We start from the raw sequence: 16,836 nt of genomic DNA on the forward strand, positions 1-16,836 counted from the left end.
CGCTCCCCTCTCCCGACCCCTGCTGACGCAGGGGCCACCCTCTCCCGCAGAGGGGAGAGGGAGATCCGCGGCAGGCGCGCGGGTGATTACGCCCGCGGCGCCAACCCAAACATCGCCCGCGCCTGATCGGGCGTGGCCGGCTCGCGGTCGATGTGGGCCAGCAGGCTCACCGCCTTCTCGACCAACGCGGCGTTGCTGGGCGCCAGCCGGCCCCGGGACAGGTACAGGTTGTCCTCCAGACCGACCCGGACGTTGCCGCCCATCCCGGCCGCCACCGCCAGGATCGGGAATTCCGCCGGGCCGATGCCGAAGGCCGACCAGATCGCGTCCTCCGGCAGCCGCGCCCGCATCGCCACCAGCGCCTCGGGTGTCGCCGGGGCGCCCCAGGGGATGCCGAGGCAGATCTGGAACAGGGGCGGGCGTGCCAGATGCCCCTCGGCGATCAGGTGCCGGGCCAGCTCGATCTGGCCGAGATCGAACACCTCGATCTCCGGCTTCACGCCCGCGTCGCGGATCTGCCCCGCCATGGCCCGCAGGTGGGCGGGGGTGTTGAGGAACAGGTGCTCGCCGAAATTCATCGTGGCGACGTCGAGGGTGCAGATCTCCGGGCGCAACGCCGTGACGTGCCGGGTGCGGGCCTCCGGGCCCACGAAGGTCGTGCCGGATCCGGCCACCGAGGGATCCGGATCGCCCGGCACGAACCGGCCCCCCGCCCCCGTGGTCAGGTTGAGGATCACGGCGTCGTTCTTCGCGCGGATCCGCTCCACCACCTCCCGGTAATGGGCGAGCTCCATGCTGGGCGCGGCGGTGGCGGGATCGCGGACATGGATGTGGACCACCGCGGCCCCGGCGGACGCCGCCTCCAGGGCGGATCGCGCGATGGCGTCCGGGCTCACCGGCACGGCCGGGTTCTTCCTCGGCGTATCGAAGGAACCCGTGAGGGCGCAGGTGATGACGGTTTTTCGCGACATCCTGGGTATCCCCGAACTCACATCGCCCCGCCATCGACCGTGACGGTCTCGCCGGTGATGTAGGCCGCCCCTGCGGCGAGGAAGAAGATCGTCTCGGCGACGTCCTCCGGCCGGGCCATGCGGCGGAGCATCGTGTGCTGCACGGTGGCGGCCTTGCGCGCCTCCGGCCAGGGTTCGGTCCAGGGCGTGGCGACGAGGCCCGGCGCCACCGCGTTGACCCGCACGTCGGGGGCCAGCGCCCGGGCGAGGCTGCGGGTCAGGTTGATCAGCCCGGCCTTGCTGGCCGAATAGGCCACCGACGAGCCCCGCCGCCCGAGCCCCGCCACCGAGGCGGTGTTGACGATGGCGCCCCGGCCGGCCCTCAGCGCCGCCGCCGCGGCCCGGGCGCAGCGGAACGGCCCGAGCAGGTTGGTCGCCAGGATCATGGCCCAAAAGTCCTCGGTCATCGCGTCGAGGTCCTCGAACGCGATGGGCGTGGTGGTGCCCGCCGTGCCGGCATTGTTGATGAGCACGTCGAGGCCGCCGAGCCGGTCGATCCCGGCCGCCACCATCGCCTCGGCGGCGCCGGGCTCGGACACGTCGCCGGGCAGGGCGAAGACGGTGAAACCGTCCCCGGCGAGCCGCTCGGCCTCTCTGGGGCCGCGAGGATCGTCGGGCAGGTGGTTCAGCGCCACCGTGGCGCCGTTGCGCGCAAACATCGCCACCGTCGCGAGCCCGATGCCCGACGAGGCCCCGGTGACGAGGACGCGCCGTCCGGTGAGATCCGCCCCGATCATGTCCCCTCCATCCGGCCGATCCCGGCCATCGCCGCCTTGAGCGCCAGGAGCTTGCGGTCGCGCTCGCGGAACAGGTCTTCCGGCGGGCGGCCGCCCCAGTCGAAATAGCCCTTGCCGGCCATCACCCCGGTCCGGCCCTCGGCGCACAGCGCGTCCAGGGTCTCGGAGCGCGTGCGCGGCGGCGGCGGTGCGTAGCTGGCGTTGGCGAGCGCCCGCTGCGTCAGCTCCAGGCCGGTGAAATCCGCCTTGGCGAGGTGCCCGAGGATCGGGATGCGTAAAGAGAGGCCGTGGATGATCGCGTCGTCGATGTCCTTGGGCGCGGCGACGCCTTCGTCGAGGAGCTGAAAAACCTCGGCGCTGATCGCCTGCTGGATGCGGTTGGCGATGTAGCCGGGGATGAAACGCTTGAGCACGATCGGGACTTGGCCCAGGCCGCGCACGAGCTCGGCCATGGCGCTGACCACCGCCGGATCGGTGCCGGGTCCCGGCACCACGTCGACGAGATCGACGATGTAGGGCGGCGTGTACCAGTGCAGGATCAGCGCCCGCGCCTGCCGGGCTTCCGGGATCAGCGGGAAGACGTCGAGGTAGCTGGTGTTGCTGGCCAGGATCGTGTCGGCTGCGCAGAGCCGGTCGAGTTCGGAAAAGAGCGCCCGCTTGGCCTCAGGGTTCTCGGTGATCGCCTCGATCACAAGGCCGGCGCCGGCCAGAGCCGGTTCGAGCTCGGCCTCGACCCGGACCGCCGTCCTGAGCCTGTCGGCATCCCAGCCCGCCGGGGCGGCGCCCGCCTCCTGCAGGGTCGCGAGCGCCGATCCCATGAGGGCCGGTATGCGCGCGCGGGTCTCGGGCAACGTGTCGGTGATGCGGACCGCGTGCCCGTGGAGTGCCAGCACCAGGGCGATGCCGTGCCCCATCAGTCCGCCGCCGACGATCGCGATCTCGGTCATGCGGCGGGCCCATTCTGCGGGATGTCGGTTCGAGACGCTGGCGGACGTACGGAGCGCCGCTCACGGAATTGGTTACGGCGAAGGCTTATCGGTCCCGACCGGCCGCGCCCTCTCCCTCCCCCCTCTGCGGGGGAGGGTGGCCCCCGAAGGGGGTCGGGCCGGGACGTAGTCCCGCAAGAGGGGAGCGACGGTGCAGTATTGAACGCCGGCTTCCATGAAGGCTGCGCCAGATCCGGACACCGCGCTCCCCTCTCGCGGGACTTCGTCCCGACCCGACCCCTGCTGACGCAGAGAGCGCCCGTCGGGCCATCCTCCCCCGCAGAGGGGGGAGGGAGATGCGTTTGCGATCGCGCGTTCATGAGCTTCGACGCCAGAGCTTCCATTCTCCCCTCACACCGTGGCGATCGGCGTCGTCGGCGAGCCGACCGCCCCGGGCAGGCGCAGCGGCGGGGCCGTGAGCAGGAAGCGGTTGCGCCCATGCCCGCGCAGCCAGTCGGCGAGCGGCGTCAGGTGCCACAGCTCGCCGAGATTGACCCCGAGCTTGAACAGGCAGTGCTCGTGGAGCGGCAGCGTCGCGCAGCAGGCAGGGCCGGGCCCGGCCGGGTAGGCTTCCACGGCGTAGTTGTCGGCGATCAGCGCGCACAGGCCGGTGCGGGTGATCCAGTCGAGCAAGCGCGGGTCCCGCCCGTCGAGCCCGGCGCAGAGCGTGTGGACCAGCTTCGGATCGGGCGCGCCGCCCATGGCGATCAGCCGCTCGGTGAAGCCCGTGTGCAGGCAGACCATGTCGCCCGGCTCCACCACGACGCCGTCGGCCTCCAGGATCCGCGCGAGCTGCTCGTAGCCGACCTTCACCTTGGCGTCGCCGAGATGGGCGCGCAGGTCGATCATCACGGCCCGGCCCTGCATGCCGGTCTCGGCCAGCCGCTCGATCCCGAGTTTTTTCGCCCGGGACGGCTGGTCGGCCGCCTCTTGCGTGCTCGGCCCGACGATGTCCCGGCCGCCGCGGAAGCCGTTGTAGAAGGTCGGCGCCGCGCCCGCGCCGTCCGCGTCGAACAGTGACCCGACATGGGCGAGGGAATCCCACTGCGTCGAGTATTGCAGGTGGATCAGGGCGCGGTCGTCGCAGATCACGTCGGTGGCGCCCTCGACCTCCTCGCAGACCGGGAAGTTCATGTTCGGCCGGCCGTTGGCCCGGCGGGTCGGGGTGATCTGCGGCGGGTGGCGGCGCGGGTTCAGGACGTTGCCGCCGGGCAGATCGAGCGGCAGGCTGAGGCAGAAGGTCAGGCCCTCCCGCACCTCGGCGATGCCCTGCAGCACCTTCTCGGGCGTCAGCAGGTTCAAGCGCCCGCGCTCGTCGTCGGGGCCGAAATCGCCCCAGGTCGAGCCCTCCGGCCGCCGCGTCCAGCGCAGGCTCATGGGGTGGGCACCCGGCCTGGCCGGGCGCCGCGGCCCGGACTGGTTCCGGGCCCGAAAGCGCGTGCGTTCCTCACCTGTCGTGCGCCCTTCTTCGAGGCCGTCGAGGCCGCTTCAGCGGGACCCGACGCGAGCCTAGGCCCAGGCCGCCGGACCCGGAAGCCCGCGGCGCGAACGAAGCGCCTCAAACGTCACCCGCCTTGCGACGCACGCCCCTTGTGATCCGTCGAGCCCCGGCTACAGTCGGTCCCAAGCCCGCGAATAAAAAATTCGGGCGCTCGATTGAGGAAATGCCGATGACCGAGACCGCGCGTGCCGTCGTCCGGCCCGCTCAGATCCGGCGCATGCTGCCTGCTTTGCTGGCGGCGGGCTCGATGCTCGCGGGGTCGGCGCGGGCCGCCGAGCCGATCAAGATCGGCGTGATCGCCGAGGCGCAGTCGGTGGCCGGGGCCTCGATCTCGTCGGCGGTGCAGCTCGCCGCCGACGAGATCAACGCCAAGGGCGGGATCGACGGACGGCAGATCCAGGTCGTGACCTACGACGACAAGTCCTCCGCCTCCGACGCAGTGCGCGCGTTCCAGCGGGCCGTGTCCGAGGACAAGGTCAATTTCGTCATCGCCAGCTACATCTCGGAGGTCGTGCTGGCGCTCATGCCCTGGGCGGCCCGGCTCAAGACGCCGATGATCACGCCCGGCGCGGCCTCCAACGAGATCAGTGTGAACGTCCACAAGGACTACGCGCGCAACAAGTACACCTTCCACGGCTACCTGACCTCGCACGCCCTGGCGCAGGCGGTCTGCGACTCCGCCAAGGAGGTGCTGATCGATAAGCTCAAGGCCAAGACCGCCGCGATCATGAGCGAGGACGCGGCCTGGACCCGCCCGCTGGACGCCGCCTACGAGGAATGCCTGCCGAAATCCGGGTTGAAGGTGGTGGAGCATGTCCGCTTCTCGCCGGACACGGGCGACTTCACGCCGATCTACAACAAGATCGAGGCGGCCAAGCCTGACCTGATCGTCACCGGCATCGCCCATGTCGGCGTGCAGCCGACCGTGCAGTGGCAGAACCAGCAGGTGCCGATCGCCATGACGGGCATCAGCGGGCAGGCGACCTCCTCGACCTTCTGGGCGAACACCAACGGCGGCACCCAGGGCGTGCTGTTCGACAGCGTGGCGCTGCCGGGCGTGGCGCTCACCGAGAAGACGATTCCCTTCTCCGAGGCCTTCGCCAAACGCTTCGGCGGGGCGCCCTCTTACGCGGGCTTCATGGCGTATGACGCCGTCCATTACACCGCCGAGGCGATCAAGCGGGCGGGCTCTACGGAGGCCGACAAGCTCGTCGAGGCCCTGGAGCAGACCGACTATGTCGGCACGGTCGGGCACCTGAAATTCTACGGCAAGGACGAGCCGTTCACCCACTCGATCCAGTACGGCCCGGGCCTGATGACCAGCGTGCTCGGGCAGTGGCAGAACGGCAAGCAGGTGTCGATCTGGCCGGCGGCCACGGCCAACGGGACCCTGGTCCTGCCGCCCGCCGTCAAGCCGGCGGTCCAGTAAGTCGGGCGGGGAGCGCGCTGTGATCGGCCTCCAGATCCTCGTCGACGGTTTCGCGATCTCGGCCCTCTACGCGCTCGGCGCGATGGGCTTCACCCTGATCTTCGGGGTCTCGGGCGTCCTCAACCTGACCCACGGCGCCCTGATGGTGATGGCCGCGGTGGCGGCCTGGGCGGCCTCGGCTCTGTTCGGGCTCGGCTCCTACGCGGGGGCGGCGATCGGCGTCCTGTGCGGGCTGGCCGGGGCGCTGGTCACCTACTTCGCCGTCGTCGCGCCGATCGAGCGCAGCCGGGCGATCCCGCGGGAAGAAAAAGAGATCTTCGTGCTGACCGGCACGCTGCTCTGGGGGATCATGATCCAGGAGCTGGTCGCCTACTTCTTCACCGACAACCCGAAGACCGTGCTGCCGCTCATCGAGGGCGTGGTCGAGATCGCGGGCGTCCGCACGCCGAAGAACGAGCTGTTCACCGCGCTGATCTGCTGGGTGGTGATCGGCCTGCTCTGGCTGTTCGTGAACCGGGCCCGGGCCGGCAAGGTCCTGCTCGCCGCCTCCATGAACCCGCGCGGCGTGACGCTGCTCGGCCACGACATGGGCAAGATCTACGTGGCGGTCTGGGCGATCTACGGGCTCTTGGCCGGCATCGCCGGGGTCTTGCTCGGGATGTTTCTGGGGGTGTCGTCGTATTCGGTCGGACCGCTCACCGCGAGCGCCTTCTCGATCGTGGTGCTGGGGGGACTGGGCAGCGTCACCGGCTCGCTGATCGCGGCTTACGTGGTCGGGTATCTGGAGACCGCCACCGCCTACCTGATCTCCCCGGCCTACCGGGTGATCCCGGCGCTGCTGCTGCTGGTCGCTGTGATGTACCTGCGCCCGCAGGGTCTGCTGGGGCGGCGGTGATGGTTCTTTCCATGGCTGTCCCGCGCCGCCGCTCTCCCTCCCCCCTCTGCGGGGGAGGGTGGGCCGGCCGTCAGGCCGGGTCGGGAGCGGGGAAGCCGGGTTCAGGCAAGAGCGCGACCTTCATGAAGGCAACAGCCCTGCTCTGCACCGTCGCTCCCCTCTCCCCCCCTGCTTCGCAGGGTACCCTCCCCCGCAGAGGGGGGAGGGAGATCCCTGCCCGCAGCGAGCAATCATGAAGCTCCTCACCACCCCCGGCTTCTGGATCGCGATCCTCGCCATCGCGGCGGCCGCCACCCTGCCCTGGTATGTCTCCGGCTACATCCTCGGCCTCCTGACCATCGCGTACTATTTCGGCGTGTTCTCGATGGCCTGGGACCTCCTCTTCGGCTTCGCCGGCGAGGTGAATTTCGGCCCGACCTTCCTGATCGGGCTCGGGGCCTACGGCGCCGGCATCCTCAACAACCGCTACGAACTGCCGATCCCCTACTGCCTCGCGGCCGGGACCGTGCTCGCCGTGGTCGGCGGCCTCGCCCTGGCGCTGCCGGCCCTGAAGGTGCGCGGGCCGTATTTCGGGCTGATCACACTGGTGGCGGTGCTGCTCCTGCAGAACATGATCGTGGTGTTCTCCGACCTCACCGGCGGCGAGATCGGCCTGACCGTGCCCGACGTCATCTCGATCGACGCCGACACCAATTACTGGCTGGCGCTGGGCTTCATGGCGGTCTCGGGGCTCATCCTCACCGTCATCGCGCGCTCGCCCGTGGGCCTGATCCTCCAGGCCGCCGGCCAGGACCCGGTGGTGACCGGGGCGCTCGGCTTCAACGTCGCCAAGCACAAGCTCGCGGCCTTCGCGGTCAGCGCCGCCTTCTCGGGCCTCGCGGGCGGGCTGGTGGTGTTCTACATGGGCACCGCCTCGGTCGGCACGCTGATCAACACGTCGGTCGGCGTGCAGGTGATCATCGCGGCGGTGCTCGGCGGCCGGCGCACCATCGTGGGTGCGGCTGTGGGCGCCGTGTTCCTGATCGCGGCGGGCGAGCTGCTGCGCCCGCTCGGCGGCCTCTCGACCTTCGTGGTCTCGGCGGTGGCGCTGCTGGTGATCCTGTTCGTGCCGTCGGGGCTGCTCGGCCTCGGATCGCTCCGGAGAGCCCGATGACCGTCGCCGTGGCGCCCCCGCCAGCCGTGTCCCCCGTGCTGGCCGAGCCCTGCCTCACCGTGCGCGGTCTGACCAAGCGCTACGGCGGCCTCGTCGCCGTCAAGACTATCGACCTCGACCTGCGGCCTGGCGAGATCCTGGGCCTGATCGGCCCGAACGGCTCGGGCAAGTCCACCGTGATGAAGCTGATCATGGGCCTGGAGCGCCCGAGCGCCGGCTCGATCCGCCTCGACGGCGCCGAGATCGGCGGGATGCCGGCCCACCGGGTGGCACGCTCCGGCATCGGCCTCGTGTTCCAGCATGCCCGGCCCCTCCAGCGGCAGACGGTGCTGGAGAATATCAGCCTCGCGCTCCTGCCCGACAGCCTGATCCGCCTGTCCGCGGATCCCCACGTCGCGCGACGCGCCAAGGAAATTGCCGAGCGGGTCGGCCTCGGCGCGGTCATCGACCGGCGGCCCGGCACCCTGCCCTTCGCCGACCTGCGCCGGCTGGAACTCGCCAAGGCCATCGCCCGCGACCCCCGGGTGGTGCTGGTCGACGAGCCCTTCGCCGGCCTGACCGGCGGCGAGGTCGCGGCCTTCTCCGAGCTGATCCGGGGGTTTCGCGACGAGGGCAAGGCCGTCCTCCTCGTCGACCACAACGTGAAGAGCGTCGCGGCCCTCGTGGACCGGGTCTTCGCCATGTATCTCGGCGAGCGCATCGCCGAGGGCTCGGCCGAATCCGTGATGGCCGACCCGACCGTGCGTCGGGTCTATCTCGGCGGAAGCATCGAGACGGCGGCCCGGCCCGAGGCCGCGTTCAAGCCGGATTCGCTGCTCACCGTCGAGGGCGTCGACGTGCTCTACGGCAAGGCGCAGGCCCTGCGCGCCGCCTCGATCCACGTTCACGAGGGCGAGTTCGTCTCGGTGGTCGGCCTGAACGGCGCCGGCAAGACCACGCTGTTCAACGCCATCTCGGGCCTCGTGCCGCATTCCGGCACGATCCGGTTCGGCGGCCGGGACCTCGCCCGGATGAAGCCCGCCGCCATCGCGCGCGCCGGGATCGTCCAGGTGCCCGAGACCCGAGAGCTGTTCGGCGATCTCAGCGTGCGCGAGAACCTCGACCTCGGCGGCCAGCATTTCCCGAAGGCCGAGAGCGCGAAGCAGCGGGAATGGCTCTACGAGCTGTTCCCGATCCTCAAGGCCCGCGAGGGCCAGACCGCCCGCACGCTCTCGGGTGGCGAGCAGCAGATGCTGACCATCGCCCGGGCGCTGATGATGCGCCCGCGCCTGCTGATCCTCGACGAGCCGACGCTCGGGCTCGCGCCGGTGATCCTGGAGCTGCTGTCGAAGGCCCTGGAGCGCTTACGGCAGACCACGCCGATCACGGTGCTGCTGGGCGAGCAGAACGTCACCTTCGCGCTCCCGCATGCCGACCGGGTCTACGTGCTGGAACAGGCGCGGATCGTCTGGGAAGGCCCGCCGCAGCGTTTCGCCAGTGAGATGGGGGCGGCCTATCTGTGAGGGACGCTGTCATACGCGCGGCTCTCCCTCCCCCCGCTGCGGGGGAGGGTGGCCCTCGCGTCAGCGAGGGTCGGGAGAAGGGAGCGACGAGGCAGGACATGGCACTGGCTCGCACGTCTGCACCGCCCTTCCCTGAACCCGGGTTCCCCTCTCCCGACCCGGCCTGACGGCCGGCCCACCCTCCCCCGCAGAGGGGGGAGGGAGACGCGTGGCTCGCGAGCCCATTCGTAAAACACAGGGAGCGGACGCCTTGGATTTCACCCTCTCCCAGTCCCAGACGCACTGGCTGACCCGCGTCCGCGCCTTCATCGATGCCGAAATCCTGCCGGCAACCGCCGCGGTCGCGGCCGAGCGTGCGGAGAGCCGCGAGCCCTCCCCCACGATGGAGCGGCTGAAGGATAAGGCCCGGGCCGAGGGCCTGTGGAACCTGTTCCTGCCGCCCGCCCCCGAGCACGACACCGACGCGTACCGCGGCGCCGGCCTGACCAACCTCGATTACGCCCTGTGCGCCGAGGCGATGGGCCGGGTCGGGATCGCCTCGGAGGTGTTCAACTGCGCGGCGCCCGACACCGGCAACATGGAGGTGCTCCACCGCTACGGCAGCCCCGCCCAGAAGGAGAGGTGGCTCAAGCCCCTGATGGCGGGGCAGATCCGCTCGGCCTTCCTGATGACCGAGCCGGAGGTCGCCTCCTCGGACGCCACCAACATCGCGACGTCGATCCGCCGCGACGGCGACCATTACGTCGTCGACGGCCGCAAGTGGTGGTCCACCGGCGTCGGCGATCCGCGCTGCAGGATCGCGATCCTGATGGGCAAGACCGACCCGGAGGCCCCGCGCCACCGCCAGCAATCGCAGATCCTCGTGCCCATGGACACGCCGGGCCTGCGCGTCGAGCGCCTGCTCCCGGTCTTCGGCTACGAGGACGCCCCCAAGGGCCACGGCGAGGTCGTGCTGGAGAACGTTCGCGTGCCGGCCGAGAACCTGATCCTGGGCGAGGGGCGCGGCTTCGAGATCGCGCAGGGGCGGCTCGGGCCCGGCCGCATCCACCATTGCATGCGCACCGTCGGGGCGGCCGAGGTGGCGCTGGAGGCCATGGCGCGCCGGCTGGTTTCGCGGGTCGCCTTCGGCAAGCGGATCAGTGAGCAGTCGGTCTGGGAGCAGCGGGTCGCCGAGGCGCGGATCGACATCGAGATGACCCGCCTCCTCTGCCTGAAGGCCGCCGACATGATGGACACGGTCGGCGCCAAGGGGGCCAAGCTCGAGATCGCCATGATCAAGGTCGCGGCGCCACGGGTGGCGCTGAAGGTGATCGACGACGCCATCCAGGCCCATGGCGGGGCCGGCGTGTCGGAGGATTTCGGATTGGCCCGGATGTACGCCCATATCCGCACCCTGCGGCTCGCCGACGGGCCCGACGAGGTCCATAACCGCGCGATCGCCCGGCTGGAATTCGGGCGCTACACCAATGCCCGGGAGCGGGCATGAGCGAGGCCGATGTCTTCTCCGGCGTGAAGCCGGTCGCGCCGCGCCACCGGATCGACGAGGCGAAGCTTTCCATTTGGATGGACGGGCACGTCCGCGGCTATGCGGGCCCGCTCAATGTCCAGCAGTTCCGCGGCGGCCAGTCGAACCCGACCTATCGGCTCGATACGCCGGGTCAGGCCTACGTGCTGCGCCGGAAACCCTTCGGCCCGCTCCTGCCCTCGGCCCACGCGGTGGAGCGCGAGTTCCGGGTGATCGGTGCCCTCTACGGCGAGGGCTTTCCAGTGCCGCGCCCGTTCGCGCTGTGCGAAGACTCCGAGATCATCGGCGCGGCCTTCTACGTGATGGAGGCGGTGGACGGCGCCGTGCATTGGGACGGCGCCCTGCCGGGCCTCGATCCGCACGCCCGCCACCGGCACTATGCCGGCATGATCGCCACGCTGGCGCGCCTCCACGCCATCGACCCGGAGGCGGCGGGGCTCGCCGATTACGGGCGGCCCGGCAACTACTTCGCCCGGCAAGTCGACCGCTGGACCCGGCAGTACCGCGCCGCCGAGGACGGACGCCTGGCGGATGTCGAGCGGCTGATCGCGTGGCTGCCCAAGACGGTGCCCGAGCAACAGGGCGCCTGCGTGGTCCACGGCGATTACCGCCTCGACAACCTGATCTTTTCCCGCGACGGCGGCGTCAGCGCGGTGCTCGACTGGGAGCTGTCGACGCTCGGCGATCCGCTGGCCGATTTCAGCTACCTGCTGATGCACTGGGCATTGCCGGCCGACGGGCGCAGCGGGCTCGGCGGCCTCGACCTGACGGCGCTCGGCATCCCCACCCGGGACGAGGCCGTGGCGCTCTACTGCCGGGCGGCGGACCGCAAAGACCTGCCCGACCTCGACTGGTACTTCGCCTACAACCTGTTCCGGCTGGTCGGCATCCTTCAGGGCGTGGCGGCCCGCGCCAAGGCCGGCAACGCCGCCAGCGAGCACGCCGCCGCGATGGCGGCGCGGGTGCCCAAACTCGCCGAAGCGGCCTGGGGCTTCGCCGAGCGGGCGGGGGCGTGAGGATGGGCGGGGGCCGACAGAGCACAACGCCGCCGGGACCCGCGCGTCCCCCTCCCCCCCCTCTGCGGGGGAGGGTGGCCCCCGAAGGGGGTCAGGAGAGGGGAGCGCGGTTTCCGGACTGGGCGCGCCGGGGGTGAAATCCTGAACCGTCGCGCTGCCCCTCTCCCGACCCCTGCTGACGCAGGGGCCACCCTCCCCCGCAGAGGGGGGAGGGAGGGCGCGTGTCATCGCAACCTGGGCAACATCACGCCATGTCGCTGTTCGACCTGACCGGCAAAGTCGCCCTCATCACCGGCTCGTCCCGGGGCATCGGGCGGGCGATCGCCCTGCGGATGGCCGAGCACGGCGCCCGGGTGGTGATCTCCTCGCGCAAGCGCGAGGCTTGTGACGCGGTCGTCGCCGAGATCGAGGCCGCCCACGGCGCCGGTCGCGCCGTGGCGATCCCCGCCAGCATCTCGGTCAAGGAGGAGCTGGAACATCTCGTCGCCGAGACCGAGAAGCGGCTGGGTCCGGTGGACGTGCTGGTCGGCAACGCCGCCAGCAACCCCTATTACGGACCGCTCGCCGACATCACCGACGCGCAGTTCCGAAAGATCCTCGAGAACAACGTCCTGTCGAACCACTGGCTGATCCAGATGGTCGCCCCCGGCATGGTGGCGCGGCGGGACGGGGCGATCATCCTCGTCTCCTCGATCGGGGCACTGAAGGGCTCGCCGGTGATCGGCGGCTATAACGTCTCGAAGGCCGCCGATCTCCAGCTCGCCCGCAACTACGCGGTGGAATACGGGCCCGCCAACGTGCGGGTGAACTGCCTGTGCCCGGGCCTGATCCGCACCGATTTCGCCCGGGCCCTGTGGGAGGATCCCGCCATGCTGGCCGCCACCACGGACGCCGCGCCCCTGCGCCGGATCGGCGAGCCCGACGAGATCGCGGGCGCCGCCGTGTTCCTGGCCTCCGCGGCCGGCCGGTTCGTCACCGGGCAGGCGCTCGTCATCGACGGTGGCGTGACCATCGCCCGATGAGCCCCGATCCCCGCATCCCCGCCGGCTGGCCGGCCCTGCCCTTCCCCGAGGCCGAGGCGCGGCTCACCGCCCCGGGCGGTCCCTTTCCGATCACGACGATCGACATCCGGGGCGTGCCGACCCGGATCTGGGAGAAGGCCCCGCCGACGCTGGGCGACCTGTTCCGGATCGCCCGTGGGCACGGGGACAAGACCTTCGTGGTCTACCAGGACGAGCGCGTGACCTTCACGGGCTTCGCCCGCGCTGCTGCGACCCTGGCCCATGCGCTGGTGGCGTCCGGCGTGCGCAAGGGTGACCGCGTCGCCATCGCGATGCGCAACCTGCCCGAATGGCCGGTCGCCTATTTCGGCGCCCTGCTTGCCGGGGCGATCGCGACGCCGCTCAACGCGTGGTGGACCGGCCCCGAGCTCGCCTACGGCCTGCAGCATTCCGGGGCGCGGGTGCTGATCGCCGACGGCGCGCGCTTCGCCCGGCTGGCGCCGCACCTGCCCGAATGCCCCAGCCTGGAGCGGGTCTTCTCCCCCCGGATGGGGCCGGATCCCCGGGCGATTCCGCTCACCGACATCCTCGGCCCGGTCGCGGACTGGGCCGCCCTCCCCGACCGGCCCCTGCCCGACATCGCCCTCGACCCGGAGGACGACGCGACCCTGTTCTACACCTCCGGCACCACCGGCAAGCCCAAGGGCGCCGTCGGCACCCACCGGGCGGCCGCCACCACGGTGATGGCCTATCCCTACTCGGCGGCGCGCAGCGCCCTGCGCCGGGGCGAGAGCCCGCCGAAGCCCGACCCTGCCGCGCCGCAGCGGGTGGCGCTGCTGGTGATCCCGCTGTTCCACGTCACCGGCTGCCATGCGAGCCTCGGGGCGGCCCTCTACGGCGGCCACCGACTCGTGATGATGCACCGTTGGGACGCGCAGGCGGCCCTCGACCTGATCGAGCGGGAGGGCTGCACCAGTGCCGGCGGCGTGCCGACCATCGCGTGGCAGCTCGCCACCGCGGCCCGGGAGGCCGGGCGGACGCTGCCGAGCCTCGATGCCATCACGTATGGCGGCGCGCCCGCCGCCGGCGACCTCGTGCGGATTCTGGGCGATGTCCTGCCGGAGGTCGTTCCCGGGACCGGCTGGGGCATGACCGAGACCTCCGCGACCTTCACCCACCACCAGGCCGAGGATTATTTTGCGCATCCCGATTCCTGCGGGCCGCCGCTGCCGGTCTGCGCGGTGCGGATCCGCGATCCCCTGGGGCAGGATCTTCCGCCGGGCCACGTCGGCGAACTCTGCGTGACGGGGCCGAACATCGTCCGCGGCTACTGGGACGACCCGGAGGCGACCGCCGACGTGCTGTCGGCGGGCTGGCTGCGCACGGGCGACCTCGCCCGGGTGGACGACGAGGGTTTTCTGACCATCGTCGACCGGATCAAGGACATGCTGATCCGCGGCGGCGAGAACATCTATTGCTGCGAGGTCGAGAACGTCCTCTACGAGCATCCGGACGTGATCGACGCCGTCGTGCTGCCCGTGCCGCATCCGACACTGGGCGAGGAGCCCGGCGCCATCGTGGCGCTGGAAGAAGGCGCCGAGACCAGCCCGGAGGCGATCCGCGCCTTCGCGGCGGAACGGCTGGCGGCCTTCAAGGTGCCGGTTCGGATCGTGGTCTGGGACGGGCTCCTGCCCCGCAACCCCGCGGGGAAGATTTTACGCGCCGCGCTGCGGACGGTGTTCGCGCCGCCGCCCGATCAGAACGGCTCGCCGTCGTCCGGACGGTAGACGCGCAGCGTCCGGCCGTCGGGGAACTGCACCGTCCGCCGACGCACCACGAGGTAGCCGGCGGCTGCCGCGCTGTGCAGGCGATCGAGGCGCTCGTCGGCATAGCCGGGGCCGTAGCCCGGGCCATACCCGTAGGGCCGGTAGCGGGCATAGCCCTCCGGCGGCGGCGGCACCAGGGCGACGACCCGTGGGCCGACGATCGCCCGGGGCGGTGCCGCGGCGGTGCGCGCCCTGCTGACCGAGGCCTCGAGACGCTCGGGCGAAGCGCGTCGCGCCGCAATCCGGGCTGGCGCGCTTCGCGTGGCCGTGGTCCGGGCCGGCGCATGGCGCGCGGCCGTGGTCTGGGCCGGCGCATGGCGCGCGGCCATCTTGCGCTGCGCGGGGGCGGGCCGGGCCTCCGCGGCGACGGCGGCGGGTGTCGATGCTGTGGGCGCCGCGGCCGGCGCGGGCGCCTTCCGGTCCGAGGCCGGCGCCTCGGCGGCGGGCTTGTGGGTCGGCGGGTCGGTCCAGGTCGTGCCCGCGGCGGGCTCGGCGGTGGCGCCGCCGACGCCGATCAGCAGGATGAGGGCGGCGAGGCTCGTGCGTGCACCGTGCGGCATGGTGCCCTCCTGGATTCGGCGCATCGGGCGGGCCCGCGCGGCGGTCGGATACTAGTCCGAACCGCGCGGCAAGGAAATTCCGGCGTACCGATTCGACGGGGACCGACGCGGACAGATCGACACCTCTGACGCACCGATCCCGCAGTGCGGAACCCGGGGCGTCCCGCGCGGTTGCCCAGCCATGTCCACCCCCGCCGATGCGTCACCCGGATCCCCGCCCGGTCTGAGGGTGAGTGTCGATCTCAACCTGTGCCAAGCCTATGCCCAGTGCTGCTTTGCGGCGCCGCAGCATTTCCGCATCGAGGGGCACGAGGCCTTGTTCTACGATCCGGCTCCCGCCGCGCAGCATCGGGACGATATCGAACGGGCCCGCGTCGCCTGCCCGGTCCAGGCGATCCGCGTCGAGGATTCGGGGCGGGGCGCCTGATGGCGGCTCCCGAGCGTGCGGTCGTGGTCGGCGCCGGCCTCGCGGGCCTGCGCGGCGCCGAGGCTCTGCGGGAGGCGGGTTTTTCCGGTCCGCTGACGATCGTCGGTGGCGAACCCCACCTCCCCTACGACCGTCCGCCCCTGTCCAAGCACGTCCTGGCCGGCGCGATCGCCGCGCATGCCACCACCCTGCCGCACGGCCTCGAGGCCGACGTGGACTGGCAGCTCGGTACCCCGGCCGCCGGCCTCGACCGACGGGCCGGTCTGGTGCGGCTGGCTGACGGACGCACCCTCCCCTACGATCGCCTGCTGATCGCCACCGGCACCCGCGCCCGCCCCTGGCCGAACCCACATGAGGGGCGCCTGTCCGGCGTCTTCACCCTGCGCGGGCGGGACGACGCCGCCGCCCTGCGGCAGGCGCTGGAGGCCGGCCCCCGGCGCGTCCTGGTGATCGGCGGAGGCTTCATCGGCTGCGAGGTCGCGAGCCTGTGCCGGAGCCTCGGCCTGCCCGTGACCCTGGTGGAGCCGGGGCCGACCCCGCTCGCCCGGGTCCTCGGCAGCGCGATCGGCGCGTTCATCGGGGCGATCCACGCGGGCCACGGGGTCGATCTGCGCTGCGGCATCGAGGTCGAGTGGCTGGAGGGCGAAGGCGGCCGGCTGGTCCGCGCGCATTGCACCGACGGCAGCCGCATCGAGGCCGATGTCGCGGTCATCGCGCTGGGTGCCGTGCGTAACACCGAGTGGCTCGACGGGGCCGGCCTGTCGGCGGATCCGGGCGGGGTCGATTGCGATGGCGCCGGCTACGTCCTCGACGCGGAGGGCCACGCCGACCCGCGGATCGCGGCGGCCGGCGACGTGGCCCGCTTCCCGCACCCGCTCTACGACGGGCGCCGCGTCGCCCTGGAGCACTGGAGCCACGCGGTGGCGCAGGCCGTCCATGCCGGGCGCCTGCTCGCCGGCGCGCCGCCCGATGCGGCCTATGGCGCGCTCCCGACCTTCTGGTCGACGCAAGGCAATCTGGTGGTGAAGTCCGCCGGACTGACCGAGGGCGCCGACGCGGTGGCGATCACGCAGGGCAATCCGGCGTCCGGCCGCTTCATCGCCCTCTATGGCCGGGCGGGGCGCTGCGTCGCGGCGGTCTCGGTGGATTCCGCCCGGTGGCTGCCCGCCCATGCCGAGCTGGTCGCCACCGGTGCGCCCTTCCCGCCGGAGGGGGCGGCGACCGACCGGCCGAAGGGTGTCGAGATCTTCGAGCCGGGCTTTTCCTGA

15 protein-coding genes are annotated in these 16,836 nt (G+C 71.8%); 10 read left to right on the forward strand and 5 right to left on the reverse strand.

Annotated features, from left to right (window positions below):
* Positions 1-86: 86 nt before the first annotated feature.
* From MKK63_RS06290 to MKK63_RS06305, 4 genes are all read right to left on the reverse strand, one after another.
* Positions 87-971 carry a 3-keto-5-aminohexanoate cleavage protein gene (locus MKK63_RS06290; RefSeq protein WP_243999777.1) on the reverse strand — a complete coding sequence of 295 codons (885 nt, stop codon included), beginning with the start codon at positions 969-971 and terminating at the stop codon, positions 87-89.
* Positions 972-988: 17 nt separating this feature from the next.
* The gene (locus MKK63_RS06295) at positions 989-1,747 is read right to left on the reverse strand and encodes an SDR family NAD(P)-dependent oxidoreductase (protein ID WP_243999779.1); all 759 of its coding nucleotides are present in this window, start codon (positions 1,745-1,747) and stop codon (positions 989-991) included.
* Positions 1,744-2,694: a 3-hydroxyacyl-CoA dehydrogenase family protein gene (locus MKK63_RS06300; RefSeq protein WP_243999781.1), complete on the reverse strand. Its 951-nt coding sequence runs from the start codon at positions 2,692-2,694 to the stop codon at positions 1,744-1,746. Before MKK63_RS06300 ends, MKK63_RS06295 begins: the two co-directional genes overlap by 4 nt.
* 390 nt (positions 2,695-3,084) lie before the next feature.
* Positions 3,085-4,110 (reverse strand): cyclase family protein, encoded by a 1,026-nt coding sequence (locus MKK63_RS06305; RefSeq protein ID WP_243999783.1) that lies wholly within the window; start codon positions 4,108-4,110, stop codon positions 3,085-3,087.
* 293 nt (positions 4,111-4,403) lie between these two features.
* Between MKK63_RS06305 and MKK63_RS06310 the strand changes: the two genes are divergently transcribed.
* The 8 genes from MKK63_RS06310 to MKK63_RS06345 all read left to right on the forward strand — a co-directional run bounded on the left by MKK63_RS06310 (position 4,404) and on the right by MKK63_RS06345 (position 14,542).
* Complete coding sequence (locus MKK63_RS06310; RefSeq protein WP_243999785.1) at positions 4,404-5,663, forward strand: ABC transporter substrate-binding protein; 1,260 nt, start codon at positions 4,404-4,406, stop codon at positions 5,661-5,663.
* A gap of 19 nt (positions 5,664-5,682) precedes the next feature.
* Positions 5,683-6,558, forward strand: coding sequence for a branched-chain amino acid ABC transporter permease (locus tag MKK63_RS06315; protein WP_243999787.1), 876 nt, complete (start codon positions 5,683-5,685; stop codon positions 6,556-6,558).
* 232 nt (positions 6,559-6,790) lie between these two features.
* Positions 6,791-7,711 carry a branched-chain amino acid ABC transporter permease gene (locus MKK63_RS06320; RefSeq protein ID WP_243999789.1) on the forward strand — a complete coding sequence of 307 codons (921 nt, stop codon included), beginning with the start codon at positions 6,791-6,793 and terminating at the stop codon, positions 7,709-7,711.
* Positions 7,708-9,213 (forward strand): ATP-binding cassette domain-containing protein, encoded by a 1,506-nt coding sequence (locus MKK63_RS06325; RefSeq protein ID WP_243999791.1) that lies wholly within the window; start codon positions 7,708-7,710, stop codon positions 9,211-9,213. Before MKK63_RS06320 ends, MKK63_RS06325 begins: the two co-directional genes overlap by 4 nt.
* Before the next feature lie 250 nt (positions 9,214-9,463).
* Positions 9,464-10,699: an acyl-CoA dehydrogenase family protein gene (locus tag MKK63_RS06330; RefSeq protein WP_243999793.1), complete on the forward strand. Its 1,236-nt coding sequence runs from the start codon at positions 9,464-9,466 to the stop codon at positions 10,697-10,699.
* Positions 10,696-11,754, forward strand: coding sequence for a phosphotransferase family protein (locus tag MKK63_RS06335; protein WP_243999795.1), 1,059 nt, complete (start codon positions 10,696-10,698; stop codon positions 11,752-11,754). Before MKK63_RS06330 ends, MKK63_RS06335 begins: the two co-directional genes overlap by 4 nt.
* A 251-nt stretch (positions 11,755-12,005) precedes the next feature.
* Entirely contained in the window at positions 12,006-12,776 is a 771-nt protein-coding gene (locus tag MKK63_RS06340) for an SDR family NAD(P)-dependent oxidoreductase (RefSeq protein WP_243999926.1), read from the forward strand.
* Positions 12,773-14,542 (forward strand): class I adenylate-forming enzyme family protein, encoded by a 1,770-nt coding sequence (locus MKK63_RS06345; protein WP_243999797.1) that lies wholly within the window; start codon positions 12,773-12,775, stop codon positions 14,540-14,542. Before MKK63_RS06340 ends, MKK63_RS06345 begins: the two co-directional genes overlap by 4 nt.
* Here the strand turns inward: MKK63_RS06345 and MKK63_RS06350 are convergent.
* Complete coding sequence (locus tag MKK63_RS06350; protein WP_243999799.1) at positions 14,512-15,141, reverse strand: hypothetical protein; 630 nt, start codon at positions 15,139-15,141, stop codon at positions 14,512-14,514. The two genes, MKK63_RS06345 and MKK63_RS06350, sit on opposite strands and share 31 nt — an antisense overlap.
* Positions 15,142-15,322: 181 nt before the next feature.
* On the opposite strand from MKK63_RS06350, the gene MKK63_RS06355 reads away from it, so the two are divergent.
* Both MKK63_RS06355 and MKK63_RS06360 read left to right on the forward strand, forming a co-directional pair.
* On the forward strand, positions 15,323-15,568 hold the full coding sequence (locus MKK63_RS06355) for a ferredoxin (RefSeq protein WP_243999801.1): 246 nt from the start codon (positions 15,323-15,325) through the stop codon (positions 15,566-15,568).
* Entirely contained in the window at positions 15,568-16,836 is a 1,269-nt protein-coding gene (locus MKK63_RS06360) for an NAD(P)/FAD-dependent oxidoreductase (RefSeq protein WP_243999803.1), read from the forward strand. Before MKK63_RS06355 ends, MKK63_RS06360 begins: the two co-directional genes overlap by 1 nt.

The organism is Methylobacterium sp. J-088, assembly GCF_022829295.1.
In the GTDB taxonomy this organism is placed as follows: Bacteria; Pseudomonadota; Alphaproteobacteria; order Rhizobiales; family Beijerinckiaceae; genus Methylobacterium.